The sequence below is a fragment of the Streptomyces sp. NBC_00513 genome, assembly GCF_041431415.1.
Classification (GTDB): domain Bacteria; phylum Actinomycetota; class Actinomycetes; order Streptomycetales; family Streptomycetaceae; genus Streptomyces.
Genome location: NZ_CP107845.1, coordinates 6820813 through 6834237, shown reverse-complemented (window position 1 = coordinate 6834237; position 13425 = coordinate 6820813). Strand labels below are relative to the sequence as shown.

The 13425-nt window shown below is 72.0% G+C and carries 12 protein-coding genes; 5 read left to right on the top strand and 7 right to left on the bottom strand.

Annotated features, from left to right (window positions below; genetic code table 11):
- Positions 1 to 234 precede the first annotated feature (234 nt).
- The gene (locus OHA84_RS30930; protein WP_266952542.1) at positions 235 to 615 is read left to right on the top strand and encodes a tyrosinase cofactor; all 381 of its coding nucleotides are present in this window, start codon (positions 235 to 237) and stop codon (positions 613 to 615) included.
- Positions 615 to 1460, top strand: coding sequence for a tyrosinase family protein (locus OHA84_RS30925; RefSeq protein WP_266952540.1), 846 nt, complete (start codon positions 615 to 617; stop codon positions 1458 to 1460). The genes OHA84_RS30930 and OHA84_RS30925 overlap by 1 nt, the downstream gene beginning before the upstream one ends.
- Here OHA84_RS30925 and OHA84_RS30920 read toward each other — a convergent pair.
- Both OHA84_RS30920 and OHA84_RS30915 read right to left on the bottom strand, forming a co-directional pair.
- Positions 1418 to 2119, bottom strand: coding sequence for a response regulator (locus OHA84_RS30920; protein ID WP_266952538.1), 702 nt, complete (start codon positions 2117 to 2119; stop codon positions 1418 to 1420). The genes OHA84_RS30925 and OHA84_RS30920 overlap by 43 nt on opposite strands.
- Entirely contained in the window at positions 2116 to 3720 is a 1605-nt protein-coding gene (locus OHA84_RS30915; RefSeq protein WP_266968683.1) for a sensor histidine kinase, read from the bottom strand. Before OHA84_RS30915 ends, OHA84_RS30920 begins: the two co-directional genes overlap by 4 nt.
- Positions 3721 to 3824: 104 nt before the next feature.
- Here OHA84_RS30915 and OHA84_RS30910 point away from each other — a divergent pair, with 104 nt between their 5' ends.
- On the top strand, positions 3825 to 5192 hold the full coding sequence (locus tag OHA84_RS30910; RefSeq protein ID WP_266952534.1) for a cation:dicarboxylate symporter family transporter: 1368 nt from the start codon (positions 3825 to 3827) through the stop codon (positions 5190 to 5192).
- 501 nt (positions 5193 to 5693) lie between these two features.
- The gene (locus tag OHA84_RS30905) at positions 5694 to 7460 is read left to right on the top strand and encodes a S8 family serine peptidase (protein ID WP_266952532.1); all 1767 of its coding nucleotides are present in this window, start codon (positions 5694 to 5696) and stop codon (positions 7458 to 7460) included.
- 74 nt (positions 7461 to 7534) lie between these two features.
- Here OHA84_RS30905 and OHA84_RS30900 read toward each other — a convergent pair whose 3' ends face one another.
- Positions 7535 to 8239, bottom strand: coding sequence for a (2Fe-2S)-binding protein (locus tag OHA84_RS30900; RefSeq protein ID WP_266968686.1), 705 nt, complete (start codon positions 8237 to 8239; stop codon positions 7535 to 7537).
- A gap of 42 nt (positions 8240 to 8281) precedes the next feature.
- Positions 8282 to 8689 (bottom strand): VOC family protein, encoded by a 408-nt coding sequence (locus OHA84_RS30895; protein WP_266952528.1) that lies wholly within the window; start codon positions 8687 to 8689, stop codon positions 8282 to 8284.
- A gap of 629 nt (positions 8690 to 9318) precedes the next feature.
- On the opposite strand from OHA84_RS30895, the gene OHA84_RS30890 reads away from it, so the two are divergent.
- On the top strand, positions 9319 to 10005 hold the full coding sequence (locus OHA84_RS30890) for a GNAT family N-acetyltransferase (RefSeq protein WP_266952526.1): 687 nt from the start codon (positions 9319 to 9321) through the stop codon (positions 10003 to 10005).
- A gap of 81 nt (positions 10006 to 10086) precedes the next feature.
- On the opposite strand, the gene OHA84_RS30885 is transcribed toward OHA84_RS30890, so the two are convergent.
- Genes OHA84_RS30885 through OHA84_RS30875 form a run of 3 tightly spaced genes read right to left on the bottom strand, consistent with a single transcriptional unit; the run spans position 10087 to position 13283 of the window.
- Entirely contained in the window at positions 10087 to 11115 is a 1029-nt protein-coding gene (locus tag OHA84_RS30885; RefSeq protein ID WP_266968688.1) for a TolB-like translocation protein, read from the bottom strand.
- Positions 11116 to 11136: 21 nt separating this feature from the next.
- Positions 11137 to 12399, bottom strand: coding sequence for an MFS transporter (locus OHA84_RS30880; protein ID WP_266952522.1), 1263 nt, complete (start codon positions 12397 to 12399; stop codon positions 11137 to 11139).
- A 2-nt stretch (positions 12400 to 12401) separates the two neighbouring features.
- A complete protein-coding gene (locus OHA84_RS30875; RefSeq protein ID WP_371591502.1) occupies positions 12402 to 13283 on the bottom strand; it encodes an alkaline phosphatase family protein in 882 nt (293 codons plus the stop codon).
- Positions 13284 to 13425: the final 142 nt, after the last annotated feature.

Genomic DNA, 13425 nt, shown 5'->3' with positions numbered 1-13425 from the left:
GAAGGTGGCATTTCGCCACACCTTCCGGCCGACTCTCCGATGTGATCCCGCTCATGAGAACCGCATGACACCGAAAGAATTACTGGCCAGTAGACTTACTGACGCAGATCTTCCCGTTCGGACCGTCGAACTTGACCAGAACGGGAAGATCGCCCCATTCGTTCGATGTGAAACTTATCCTTCGATGTCCGGATAGCGGTCAACTGGCCCCGCTCGCCTGATAGTTCTTCGGCCATGAACAAGATCACCCGCAGGCAGGCCTTGGGCACCACTGCCGGCGCACTCTCCGTCATCGGCCTCGCGGGCGCCACCGCGTACGCGGCCGGCACCGACTCCCGCGCCGCGATACCCGCCGGCACGGTCGACGAGGTCTACCTGGGACGCCGCATACAGATCACCGCCGCCACCGGCGGCGGTCACCACGGCGGCCACCACTCGCCCGGCCTGCCCACGGTCCGCATAGACGGCCGCGAACTCCACGTGATGCAGAACGCCGACGGCAGCTGGATCAGCGTGGTCAACCACTACGAGACCTTCGCCACCCCGATCTCGCTCGCCCGCGCCGCCGTGCGCGAGCTCCAGGGCGCGACCCTCGTCCCGATGGGCGGCATGTGATGACCGTGCGCAAGAACCAGGCCTCGCTCACCTCCGAGGAGAAGCGCGCCTTCACCAACGCGCTGCTCGAACTGAAGCGCACCGGCCGCTACGACCGGTTCGTGACCACGCACAACGGCTTCATCATGAGCGACACCGACTCCGGCGACCGGGTCGGCCACCGGTCCCCGTCCTTCCTCCCCTGGCACCGCCGGTTTCTCCTGGAGTTCGAAGCGGCTCTCCAGGCCGTGGACAAGAACGTCGCCCTTCCCTACTGGGACTGGACGACCGACCGCACCACCCGCTCCTCCCTCTGGGCCGCCGACTTCCTCGGCGGCACCGGTCGGGCCCGCGACGGTCAGGTCCTCGACGGACCGTTCGCGTACGCGACGGGCAAGTGGAACATCGACGTCCGAGTGGACGGCCGCAACTACCTGAGGCGCGCCCTCGGCACCGGTGTCGCCGAACTGCCCACCAAGGCCGAGGTGGAAGCCGTACTGGCCATGCCGGTGTACGACATGGCCCCCTGGAACAGCGCCTCGAACGGCTTCCGCAACAACCTGGAAGGCTGGCGCGGCGCCAATCTCCACAACCGGGTGCACGTGTGGGTCGGCGGGCAGATGGCCACCGGCGTCTCCCCGAACGACCCGGTGTTCTGGATGCACCACGCGTACATCGACAAGCTGTGGGCCGACTGGCAGGCCAGGCACCCGCAGTCCACGTACCTGCCGGCCGCCGGCACCACCAACGTCGTGGACCTCAACGACACGATGCGACCGTGGAACGACGTGACCCCGGCCGACATGCTGGACCACCGGAAGTTCTACACCTTCGACACCGAGCCGGTCTCCGCGAGCCAGCGGTAACGCAGTTCGGGGCGGCCCACCTGGCCGTACCGGGGCGTGCGGTCCGCGCGACCGGTGTCCACCAGGTGCTCCAGGTAGCGGCGGGCCGTGATCCGGGAGATCCCGGCCGCCTCGGCCGCCCCGGCGGCGGTCAGCCCGTCGCCGGCCGCCCGCAGCAGCGCCGCGACCCTGTCCAGGGTCGGGGCGCTGAGGCCTTTGGGGAGCTCCGCCGGGCGGGGCGCGCGCAAGGCGGCCATCGCCCGATCGACGTCGTCCTGACCGGCCGCCTCCCCCGCCGTCGCACGGAACTCGGCGTAGCGCAGCAGTCGTTCGCGCAGGGTCGGGAACGCGAAGGGTTTCAGCACGTACTGCACGACCCCCAGCGAGACGCTCTCGCGGACCACGGCCAGGTCCCGCGCCGAGGTCACCACGATCACGTCCACGGGGTGCCCCGCCGCCCGCAGGCCGCGCGCGAAGCGAAGTCCGTGGCCGTCGGGCAGGGTCAGGTCGAGCAGCAGCAGGTCGATCCGGGTCCGTTCCAGTACGCGGGTGGCCTCGGCCAGTGAGTGGACGGCGGCGACGGCGGTGAAGCCGGGCACCCGGTCGACGTAGAGCGCGTGCGCGTCGGCGGCCACCGGGTCGTCCTCGACCACCAGGACCCGCACCGCGGGGGCGCTCATCCCCGCACCTCACGGCGCACGGGCAGCCGTACGGTGAACTCCGCGCCGCCGTCCTCGCCTCGGGCGGCGTCCGCGCTGCCCCCGTGCCGGTGGGCGACCTGACGGACCAGCGCGAGGCCGAGGCCGCGCCCCTCCCCCTTGCCGGACCAGCCGCGACGGAAGACGTCGGCGCCGGCGCCCTCGGGCAGCCCGGGGCCGTTGTCCGCGACACGGATGAGGATCTGGTCGCCGTCGGGCCGGACCGTGACGGCGACCCGCCCGCCCGGGGTGCCCGTGAGCGCCTCGACGGCGTTGTCGACGAGGTTGCCGAGCACCGTGACGAGGTCCCGCGCGGGCGGCGTCCCGGGGCCCGTGTCGACGGCGCTGCTGTCCCGGGTGACGATCAGCTCGACCCCGCGCTCGTGTGCCTGCGCGGCCTTGCCGAGCAGCAGGGCCACCAGTACGGGTTCGCCGACGGCGGTGACCACCTCGTCGGTGAGGGCCTGGGCCAGCTCCAGTTCGGCGGTGGCGAACTCCACCGCCTCGTCCGCGCGCCCGAGTTCGATGAGGGAGACCACGGTGTGCAGCCGGTTGGCCGCCTCGTGGGCCTGCGAGCGAAGCGCCTCGGTGAATCCCCGCTCGTTGTCCAACTCCCCTGCCAGCGACTGGAGTTCGGTGTGGTCCCGCAGGGTGACCACGGTACCCCGGCGGCCACCGCCGGCCACGGGGGAACTGTTGACCACCAGGACCCGGTCGGCGGTCAGGTGCACCTCGTCCACCCGGGGCCGGTCCGCGAGCAGGGCTCCGGTGAGGGGCGCGGGCAGCGCCAGGTCGGCGACACCGGTGCCCCTGACCTCGCCGGACAGGCCGAGCAGTTCGCGGCCCGCGTCGTTGATCAGGGTGATCCGGCGCCGGCCGTCGAGCATCAACAGGCCCTCCCGCACCCCGTGCAGGGCCGCCTGGTGGTAGTCGTACACACGACTCAGCTCGGCGGCGTTCATGCCGTGGGTGTGCCGGCGCAGTCGGGCGTTGACGACGTACGTGCCCACGCCGCCGAGGGCGAGGGCGCCGGCCGCGACCCACACGAGGGCCGAGAGCTGCCCGGCCAGCCGGTCGCTGATCGCGCGGACCGTGATCCCCGCGCTGACCATGCCCACGACGCGCCCGCCGTCCAACAGCGGGGTGACCACGCGGATGGACGGACCGAGGGTGCCGGTGTAGGTCTCGCCGAAGGTCTCGCCCCGCAGCGCCGGGGCGGTGTTCCCGAGGAAGGGTTCGCCGATGCGGCGCGGGTCGCGGTGGGTCCAGCGCCGCCCCTCCGGGGACATGATCGTCACGAAGTCGACGCCCGAGTCGACCCGTACCCGTTCCGCGTAGGGCTGGAGCGCCGCCGACGGGTCGGTCCCGCGTCCGGCGCCCCGTACCGCCTCGACCACCGAGGGCGAGTCGGCGACCGCGCGGGCGACGGCGCCGGCCTGGAGGCGGGCGGCCTCCTCGGCCTGGCCGCGGGCGGTCGCGTAGGCGAAGACCGCGCAGCCGGCGAGGACGACGGCGACCAGCAGCACCTGCATGGCGAAGAGCTGGCCGGCGAGGCTGCGCGGCGGTCGGGGAAAGCGGAACATGGCGCTCAGTCTGCACCCGGCCGTGAACTCAATGAACGCAAGGGTGACCGGGGTCACAGGGTGGGCGATGGTCTCCCGGAACGCAATCACCACCAGGAGGCATCGTGGCCGCCAGGCGCGACAAGACCCACTATCTCTACATCGCGGTGATCGCCGCGGTGCTGCTCGGCATCGCCGTGGGCTTCGCCGCCCCCGGCGTGGCCGTCGAGCTGAAGCCGCTGGGCACCGGCTTCGTCAACCTCATCAAGATGATGATCTCGCCCGTGATCTTCTGCACGATCGTGCTGGGCATCGGCTCGGTGCGCAAGGCCGCGAAGGTGGGCGCGGTCGGCGGTCTGGCCCTCGGCTACTTCATGGTCATGTCCACGGTGGCGCTGGCCATCGGCCTGCTGGTGGGGAACCTGCTGGAGCCGGGCAGCGGACTGCACCTGACCGAGGCGGCGCGCAGCGCCGGCGAGGCGCAGGCGAAGGCGGGCGGGGCGGAGAGCACCCAGGAGTTCCTGCTGGGGATCATCCCGACCACGATGGTGTCCGCCTTCACCGGGGGCGAGGTGCTCCAGACGCTGCTCGTGGCGCTGCTCTGCGGTTTCGCCCTCCAGGCCATGGGGCGCTCGGGTGAGCCGGTGCTGCGCGGCATCGGGTACATCCAGAAGCTGGTCTTCCGGGTGCTGGCGATGATCATGTGGGCGGCCCCGGTGGGTGCCTTCGGGGCCATCGCGGCGGTGGTCGGCGCCACCGGCGTCGACGCGCTGAAGTCCCTGGCCGTGATCATGATCGGCTTCTACACGACCTGCCTGCTGTTCGTGTTCGTGGTGCTGGGCACGCTGCTGCGGGTGTGTACGGGGATCAACGTGTTCTCCCTGCTGCGCTATCTGGGTCGGGAGTTCCTGCTGATCCTGTCGACGTCCTCGTCCGAGTCGGCGCTGCCGCGGCTGATCGCGAAGATGGAGCACGTCGGGGTCTCGCGACCGGTGGTCGGCATCACGGTGCCGACGGGCTACTCCTTCAATCTGGACGGGACCGCGATCTATCTGACGATGTCCTCGCTGTTCGTCGCGGAGGCGATGGGCAAGCCCCTCGCGCTGGGCGAGCAGATCTCGCTGCTGCTGTTCATGATCATCGCCTCGAAGGGTGCGGCCGGGGTGACCGGCGCGGGTCTGGCCACCCTGGCCGGCGGCCTCCAGTCCCACCGGCCGGAGCTGGTGGACGGGGTCGGACTGATCGTGGGCATCGACCGGTTCATGAGCGAGGCGCGGGCGCTCACCAACTTCGCGGGCAACGCCGTCGCGACGGTGCTGATCGGGACGTGGACCAAGGAGTTCGACCGCGAGCGCGCGACCGAAGTCCTCGCGGGTCGCCTCCCCTTCGACGAGACCACGCTGGTCGACGACGTGCACGCGACGGATCCCGCCGGGGAACCGGCCGCCGTGCCCGTCCAGTCGGCCGGCGACAAGGACGGCGTCCCGGTCTGACCGGAACGCCCGTGAGGGGGTGGGCCCGGCGCGACGCCGCCCCTCCCCCGGGGCCGGCCGGGCGGGGCTCGCCCCCACGGTGCCCGGCCCGGCCGGCCCGCACTCCCGGCCGGACCCGCTGGTGTGCAGGGGCGAACCCGTCGCCCCGTTGACCGGATCCGCCCCCGGCCTCCGGCCCCGCCCGCGCACCGCCGCAGGCGGGCCGGAGGCCGGTGCGTCGAAGGCCCGGCCCGCGCGCCGAGCAGGGCGAGATCCGGCCGCTCGCGACGGAGTTCGCGGTTCGCTCCCGCATCGGGCGGCGAAAACCGGTACGGTACGGCGATTTTCAGCCACAAGATCATCAACTTGCCTGCGGTAAAAGGTACTTCCCTACCGGGCCAGGCGTCTGACATCTTGCGTCCACCACTCGTTTCGTACGACCCGATGGGTGCCACACGCACCACCGGGTCATCGGAGGACGCATTGATACCCCACATATCCAGCCGACCTCGACGTGCCTTGGTGCTGGCGGCCGCCCTCGGCGCCGCTCTCACCTTCGGGGCCCCCGCCGCGCTCGCCGGCACCGCCCCCGTCTCTCCGTCCGCCCCGGCCGCCAAGGCCGTGGCCCCGGCGGCGGCGCCGACTTCCCAGAGTGCGACCTGGGTTGCCGGCACCCGCGCCTACCTCGTGATCACCGCTCCCGGTGACACCTCGGCGGTCCGGTCGGCCGTCGCCTCCAACGGCGGCACGGTCTTCCAGTCCCACGACGCCATCGGCGTGATCGTCGCCCACTCCGCGTCCGGCTCCTTCGCCTCGACGATGCGCGGCGTGAGCGGAGTCCAGCAGGTCGGCGCCACCCGCACGTCCGACGTGCCGGCCGACGCCTACAACCCGGCGCTGCCCGCCAACCCCGCGCAGTCCACGACCCCGGCGGGCGAGCCGGTCCGTGCGGACATGACGCAGATCAAGGCCGACCAGGCCTGGGCCGTCACCACCGGCTCCGCCTCGGTCAAGGTCGGCATCCTGGACACCGGTGTGGACGACCAGCACCAGGACCTGGCGCCGAACTTCAACGCGGCGGACTCCGCCTCCTGCGCCTACGGCAAGCCGGACACCCGTACCGGGGCCTGGCGCGACGTCGGCACCCACGGCACGCACGTGGCGGGCACCGTCGCGGCGGCGAAGAACGGCAAGGGTGTCATCGGTGTGGCCCCGGGCGTGAAGATCTCCTCGGTGCGCATCGCCGAGCCCGGTTCCTCGCTGTTCTTCGCCGAGAACACCGTCTGCGGGTTCATGTGGGCCGGTGACCACGGCTTCAAGGTCACCAACAACAGCTACTACACGGACCCCTGGCAGTTCAACTGCCCGGACAACGCCGACCAGGCCGCGATCATCGAGGGCGTCAAGCGCGCCCAGGAGTACGCGGAGGGCAAGGGTTCGCTCCAGGTCGCGGCCGCGGGCAACTCCAACATCGACCTGGCCAACAAGAAGACCGACACCGAGAGCCCGAACGACTCGACGCCGGTCACCCGCACCATCACCAACGCCTGCCTGGACATCCCGACCGAACTCCCGGGCGTGGTCACGGTCTCGGCGATGGGCACCACCGCGAAGGCCTCGTACTCCAACTACGGTCTGAACGTCATCGACGTCGCGGCCCCGGGCGGCGACGCCACCGGCATCTACAGCACCCAGCCGGGCGGCAAGTACGGCACCATGAGCGGCACCTCGATGGCCTCCCCGCACGTCGCGGGCGTGGCCGCGCTCCTCGCGAGCGCCAACCCGGGCATCACCCCGGCGCAGATCCGCGACAAGCTGGCCACCCAGGCCAACGACGTCGCCTGCCCCTCGGACAGCCGCTGCACCGGCACCACCGCCAAGAACGGTTTCTTCGGCGAGGGTCAGGTCGACGCGCTGAAGGCGGTCGGCGGCTCCACTCCGCCCGCCGGCAAGTACTTCGAGAACCAGGCCGACTTCACGATCGCCGACAACGCGACCGTCGAGAGCCCGATCACCGTCAGCGGGGTCACGGGCAACGCCCCGGCCACCCTCAAGGTGGGCGTGGACGTCAAGCACACCTACATCGGTGACCTCAAGGTCGACCTGATCGCCCCGGACGGCACGGTCTACACCGTCCACAACCGGGCCGGCGGCAGCGCCGACAACATCGCGCAGACCTACACCGTCAACGCCTCCTCCGAGGTCGCGAACGGCACCTGGAAGCTGCGCGTGAACGACAACGCCGGGGGCGACACCGGCAAGATCGACGCCTGGAACCTGACCTTCTAGTCGGAATCCGGGTGACCGACGCCGGTCACCCACGACGGGCGAGTTGTCGCCGGGGCCATCGGGGAGCGGTACGTCTACTCCCCGGTGGCCCCGGTGCGTTTCGGGCCGCGCGAGCGCAGCACGCAGTCCCCGCAGAGGCCGCCGCCGGGCACCTTGTAGTAGAGGCAGCAACTGCGGCGCAGGAAGGCCGGCCCGAGCCCCTCCTCGTACACGAAGGTGCCCGTGCCGCCGAGCGCCCCGTCATCGGACAGCAGCTCGTCGACCAGGGCCACGGCCGGGCCGCCGGGCACCCGGTCGAGCAGCACCCTCAGCGCCCCGACCAGCCCGGAGGCGGTGTTGCCGCGCAACACCTTGGCGGACACCCCGAACCGGGCGCGCAGCGGGGCGTCCAGTGCCGCCAGGTTCCCGAGCACGGTGTCGCCGAGCGCCTCGGCGGGCCGGGCGCCCTCCCCGGGGTCGGGCAGCCACAGTTCCAGCGAGCCGGCCTCGGGCAGCCGCCACCAGACCCGGTCGGGGGCCAGGTCCGGCACCCGACCGGCCAGAGCGGCGCAGCCGAGGCCGAGCGACCAGAGTCGGGAGGCGATCCCGAACTGCGCGGTGGAGGCCGCCACTCGGCCGGGCCCGCTGCGGACGCGTCGCCCCACCTCGGCCACGTACGGGTCGAGGTGGTCCGTGTACAACGCGTCGAGCGGGCGGAAACCGGGGCCGGGCGGCTCCTTCCCGTACGGCACGGTGAAGAAGGGGCCGACGGAGGCCAGCCGCCGCAGTACGTCGTCCATGCCCCGATGATCTCAGGCGTCGGTGCCCGCGCGCGAAGGGCCTCAGGAGGGCTCCGAGCCCTCCGTGATCTCCACGTAGTGCGGGTTGTACATGACGCCGAGCACATTGCCGAAGGGGTCGATCACCGAGGCGGTCGCGAAGCCGGCCTCGCCCCACTCCGTGATCGGCTGGTACTCCTTGGCCCCCAGCTCCAGGAGCCTGCGGCGGGTCGCCGGCAGATCGTCCACGTGCCAGTACGCGACGACCCCGGAGGGGGTCCCGATGACGGCGCCGGGCGGGGCGTACCGGGCATCGATGATCCCCAGTTCGTCCTGCCGGTCGCCGATCCGGAACTCCACGTAGCCGGGGCGCTCGAAGTACGGCTCGATCCCCAGCAGCTCGGTGTACCAGCGCTTCGCGGCGTCCAGGTCGTGCGCCCAGAAACTGAGTGTGGCGAGACCTCGCAGCATGGGGTCCTCCCGATCTCCGACAGCGGTTCCCCCCTGACGTTACGACGGCCCGCGCGGGCCCGCTCCCCTTCTCCCGGACGCGTTCGCCCGGTGACCACTCACCTCGCCGAGGCGCGCGTCCGGGGGGAGCGCGGGGCCTGATCGGGCTCGCCCGCGACCCGGGTGGCGCAACGGGTCACCGCCGCGATGCACCCGCCCGGGGACGTTCCGCCGACGACCGCCTGTTCGATGCTCTGAGGTGTCGGGGCGCGCGGCGTGATCGTCTGTGGGACAGGCTGTGTGAACCTTCCCCGAGTGCGCCGAACTCCCCCGTTGTCTTCGCAGGTCAGAGACCCTGTAGGGCCATCGGATCGGGGCCGGTCCGGCCGGCTGTGCGGTCCGTGTCGGGCGGTGGAACGGTTGTCCGTGGATCAGGATTGCGGGCTCCGCGGGCCGGGGACGGAAGTGATCGAAAAACATGGCCGCGGCGTTGCCATTCAGGGGGTTCATGAGAGGACTTCGAGGGGCTACATTGAGCCACTCGCGTTCACCTGACAGCCCGTTGCCTTTCACTCGCGTTTTGCGCGGGGGGTGACGTCAGGAGCGCAGACTGTGCAACCACCCCACCGCCCAGAAGGACCGAAGGCTCCGTGCCCGTACCCGTACTCCTCGCCGGCCGCAGCGTGCGGCTTGAGCCCCTCGCCCCCCACCACACCGAGGCCTTGGCCATGGCCGGGGCCGAGGATCGTACGACTTACGCCTTCACTCCCGTACCGCACGGGTTGCAGGCGTCCCACGAGTACATCGACCGTGCCCTCGCCGATCAGGCGGCGGGTCGATCCCTCCCGTTCGCCGTGGTCAGAGCCACGGACGGGCGGGTCGTCGGGTCGACCCGGTTCCTGGAACTCGACTACTGGCAGGGGCCGCTCGTGTGGCCCGCGGTGCCCGGGGTCCCGTTCGGCGACCCGGCGACCGCGATCCCCGACGCCGCGGAGATCGGCAACACCTGGCTGTCGCCGGGCGCCCAGGGCACCGGCATCAACACCGAGGCCAAGCTGCTCATGCTCCGCCACGCCTTCGAGACCTGGGGCGTGCGCCGTGTCTCCCTGCGCGCGGACGCCCGCAACGGCCGCTCGCGAGCCGCGATGGAACGCCTCGGATTCACCTCGGAGGGGGTCCGACGGGCCCACTCACGGGGGCTCGACGGCGCGGTGCGCAGTACGGCCTTCTACTCGATCCTCGACGAGGAGTGGCCGGCCGTGCGGTCGATCATCGAGCTGAAGGTCTCGGGCGCGGCGCCTCGCAAGCGACGCCGCAAGACGCTGATCCCGGCGTAGCGCTCCCGCGTTCGCTTCCGGCCCGGTCCGCCCGGTCCCCTCCGCCTCGCCCGGCCCCTCGTTCCCGGTCTTCCTCGGCCTTCAGCCGAGGAAGGCCGGGGCGAGGGCCGAGGCCATGAGGCGGACCGGGGCCCCGGTGCCGTCGGCCGGCACGGTGTACAGGTCGGCTCCGAAGTCCCCGGGCAGGGAGTAGACGACGGTTCGCCCGTCGCGCCACACCACCTGGTCGTCCACGCTGCGGTCCTCGGCGAGCGGGGTCTCCCGCATCGACGCGAGATCCAGGGCGTACAGCCGCCAGGGCGCGTCGGCCGACAGGCCGGGCACCCGCTTCTTGAACACGAGCCGGGTCCCGTCGGGCGACAGGGACGGGCACTCGACGTTCTCCCGGAGCGTGGTCACGGTCCGCTCGGCCACGTCCCCGCGGACCAGGTGGGTCCGTCCGCCCGTCGCGAGCGTCGCGTAGAAGGTCCGTTCGTCGGCGGCGAAGGTGACGCCCCAGAAATTGACGTCGGCGTTCCGGTAGGCCTTCCCGTCCTTGCGGATGGCGAAGTCCTCCAGCGAGGCGTCGAACCTGCCGGTGCGCAGGTCGAGCAGCGAGGTTCGGGTGGAGAAGTTCGTACCGGCGTACGAGTCACCGCCGACGAAGACCGTCCAGGCGGCGAACCGGCCGCCGGGCGAGACCCGGGCCCGGGTGGGGATGCCCGCCAGCGGGCGGGCGGACACCTCGTGGAGTCGGGCGTCGAGGACCACGGCCCGGTAGGTGTCCTGGACCCCGCCCTTGACGGCCTGGAGGCAGATTCCGGTGCCCGCCGCGGAGTGGAAGCGCAGGCAGCTCACGCCGGAGGCGGTGCGGGGGCCGTCGGGCGCGCCGGCGGCGGCGGTGGCGAGCTCGTCGCGGTGCGGGCCCCAGGACATGTTCCGAAAGACGATCCGCGCCCCGGCCCGGCCCCGGTCGAGCGTGACCTCTCCCCGCTCGACCGGGGGGCCGCCCGCCTGCGTCCGGTTCTTCTCCTCGGCGCGCGAGGAGGCCCGTACGACGGCGAGCGCGCCCACGGCGGCGAGGAGCACGACGGCGGAGACGAGGATCAGGATCCGGCGCTGGAGGGTCATGGGGGCCTTTCGGGTGGGGGATCAGCTGTTCGCCGGCCGCGGTCGGACGCAGCCGGCGACGACTGCGGCCAGCAGGGCGGCCGCGACGAGGAGCGCCGGGCGGGCGCCCCAGACGGTCCAGGCCGCGCCGAAGCCGAGTGAGGCGGCGAACCGGGCGAGGGCCTGTCCGGTCTGGACGAGGGCGAGTCCGCCGCCGCGGTGTTCCTCGGGGACCGCGTCGGCGGCGGCCGCCATCAGCACTCCGTCGGTCGCGGCGTAGAAGCCGCCGTGCAGCAGGAGCACCGCGTAGGGCAGGGCGGGGTGTCCGCCGCCGGTCAGCAGGAGCCCGTACACGGCGAGGAGCGCGAGGTGACCGCCGAGGAAGACGCGCCGGCGGCCGATGCGGTCGGCGAGCCGGCCGAGCGGCAGCGCCAGCAGGAAGAAGGCGGCGGCGGTGCCGAGCGGCAGCAGCGCGAACCAGCGGTCCGCGAGGCCGGTGGCCCGCTGGAGCAGCAGGAACACGAAGGCGTCACTGACCGTGCACAGTCCGAGGAGCAGGGCGCAGAGGCCGATGCGGCGCAGGTCGCGGCGGCGCAGCAGTCCGAGGGCGGCGCGCAGCGAGACGGGTTCGGCGGCCGGGGTCGGGACGGTGCGCCGGCCGGGTACGAAGAGCACCAGGACGAGCACGCCGAGCGCGGCCACGCAGGCGCTGACGGTGAACACGGCGTCGTAGCCCTCGGCGGCGCCGCGCAGGACGAGGAAGGCGAGGATCGGTCCGATCAACGCGCCGGCGGTGTCCATGGCCCGGTGGACGCCGAAGGCCCGGCCGCGTTCCCCGGGCGCCGCGGAGAGGGAGATCAACGCGTCGCGCGGGGCGGTGCGCAGCCCCTTGCCGGTGCGGTCGAGCGCGAGCACGGCCCCGATGGCGGGCAGGGTGTGCGCGAGCAGCAGCAGCGGTTTGCAGAGGGCGGAGAGTCCGTAGCCGAGTCCGGCGAGGAGCTTGTGGCGGCCGAAGCGGTCGCCGAGGTGGCCCCCGGCGAGCCGGACCAGGGCACTGACGCCGTTGTAGAGGCCGTCGAGCAGTCCGAAGCCGAGCGGGGAGAGGCCGAGTCCGGCGACGAGGTAGAGCGGCAGGACGGCCGTGACCATCTCGGAGGAGACGTCGGTGATCAGGCTGACCGTGCCGAGGGCGAGCACCGTGGGGGCGAGCGCGGCGCGCCGCCCCGGGCGGGTGCCCGGGGCGACGGCCGGCGACTCGGGGGGCACGGCGGGCGCGGGGGTTCCGCGACTGTCCGCGACGTACATGGTCAGGAGGCCCAGATCCCGGTGATGTCCTGGGCGCCGGCGGCGTTCCCGGCGTGGGTGGTCAGCCCGGCCAGGCCCTCCAGGGTGCGCAGCACGTCGTAGTGGTTGTAGGTGGTGGCGGAGGTGCTGCCGGGGGTGACGGGTTGGCCGTAGAGCACGGTCGGGATCTTGTTTCCGGCGAGCCTGTTGTCCTCGTCGAAGGTGACGACGAGGAGGCTGTTGTGGGTCTTGGCCCAGTCCGCGTAGGGCTTGAGCTTGTTCTTGAGCCAGGTGTCGCCGGTGCCGACGGAGCAGTCGTGCATGTCGTTGCAGAGGTTCGGGACGACGAAGGACACCTTGGGCAGGGTGGTGAAGTCCGTCGGGAACCGGGTCATGGTCTTGGCGGTGGTGGTCGGCACGTTGGAGAACGCGAACCAGGGGTTGTGCTTGCGGGCGTAGTCGCCGCTGCTGCACGTGGTGGAGCCCTGGGCGGGGAGGGTCTCGTTGTAGCTGGCCCAGCTCTTGCCGGCGGCGATCAGTTCGGAGGCCAGGTTGGGTGCGGAGCTGAAGCCGGGGGTGTAGCAGCTGTCGCCGGTGACTCCCTGGTTCGAGCCCGAGAAGAGCTGGAGGTAGTTCGGTTGGCTGGGGTGGGTGATGCCGTAGGACTGGGTGAGGTTGGCGCCTCCTGTCTTCAGCGAGTTGATGTAGGGGGCGCTGGAGCTGCCGATGACCTGGTTGTAGGCGTGGTTCTCGAAGACCACGACGACGACGTGGTCGGGGGCGGGCAGGGCGGCCGCGTGCGCGGGTTGGGCGGCTGCGATGCCCGCCCATGCGGCGGCGACCGCGACGGTCGCGCCGAAGGCGGAGGCCAGGGCGGTCTTGCGGCGAGGATGTGAAAGGGACATGCCAAACACGGGACATACCTCCGGGCATGGGGGGGCTGGCGGCGGCGCGGACGCACCATACCCAGCGGCATGTGCATGGGCCAGGGATGGCCGGCGAACGGAACGGGAACTCCGCGCACCTTCCTGGAGACGGGCAATGCAC